Origin of the sequence: Bradyrhizobium sp. CSA207 (assembly GCF_029051685.1) — a bacterium.
Taxonomy (GTDB): domain Bacteria; phylum Pseudomonadota; class Alphaproteobacteria; order Rhizobiales; family Xanthobacteraceae; genus Bradyrhizobium.
Genome location: NZ_JAACFT010000120.1, coordinates 1 through 869, shown reverse-complemented (window position 1 = coordinate 869; position 869 = coordinate 1). Strand labels below are relative to the sequence as shown.

Genomic DNA, 869 nt, shown 5'->3' with positions numbered 1-869 from the left:
GCGCGCTGCGCGGCTTTGCCCTCGGCCGCAAGTCCTGGCTGTTCGCCGGCTCCGAACGTGGTGCCGACCGGGCCGCCCTCATGGTGACGCTGATCATGACGGCAAAGCTCAACGACGTCGATCCGCAGGCCTGGCTCGCCGACGTGCTTGCCCGCATCAACGATCACGCTGTCCACAGGCTCGAGGAACTCTTGCCATGGAGCTGGGCCTCCGAGATGGAGCGTCGTAAACTGGCGGCATGACTGTCGGTATCGCTCGCCTCAAGATTACGCTCGATGACGTCAAGCCGGTGGTTCTGCGCCGGGTCGATGTGCCATTCGACATCAAGCTCGACCGCCTGCACCTGACCATCCAGGCGGCCATGGGTTGGACCAACAGCCATCTCTACGAGCTGCGCGCCGGCGACGTCGGTTGGAGCACGCCTTACCCGGATGCAGATTGGGGCGTCGGCGAGTTCCTCGATGCCCGCAAGGCTCGGCTGACCGATATCCTCGAAGATGTCGGATTAAAGAACCTCACATACCTCTATGACTTCGGCGACGGCTGGGAGCATTCGATCAAGGTCGAGCGCCTTATCGATCCCGAGCCGGGCGCGCTCTATCCGCGTCTAATCGAAGTCAGCGGCCGCTGTCCTCCCGAGGATTGTGGCGGTCCCTGGGGTTATGCCGAACTCCTCGAAGCTATCAAGGACCCCACCCACGAACGCCACGCCGAACTCACCGAATGGATCGGCGACGACTTCGATCCTGACGCCGACGAGGCCGAGTGGCTCACCACGGAAGTTGCGGCCCTCGCCAAAAAATGGTCGCGCAAACCCGCAGGCAAGCGCGCTAAACGCAGCTAACCCGCGGCCTTCACCGGAGGGTTTC

At 63.2% G+C, this 869-nt stretch carries 2 protein-coding genes; both read left to right on the top strand.

The genetic code is table 11. The features are described 5' to 3' along the window. Window positions 1–242 (top strand): transposase domain-containing protein (locus tag GWG65_RS40255; RefSeq protein ID WP_275200926.1); only part of this gene is annotated, 242 nt, incomplete at its 5' end. Continuing rightward, window positions 239–844 (top strand): plasmid pRiA4b ORF-3 family protein, encoded by a 606-nt coding sequence (locus GWG65_RS40250; protein ID WP_275200925.1) that lies wholly within the window; start codon window positions 239–241, stop codon window positions 842–844. The genes GWG65_RS40255 and GWG65_RS40250, both read left to right, overlap by 4 nt. Window positions 845–869 lie beyond the last annotated feature (25 nt).

What these genes read in the sequence shown, in the direction of transcription:
- GWG65_RS40250 (WP_275200925.1), top strand. Translation starts at nt 239, where the DNA reads ATGACTGTCGGTATCGCTCGCCTCAAGATTACGCTCGATGACGTCAAG.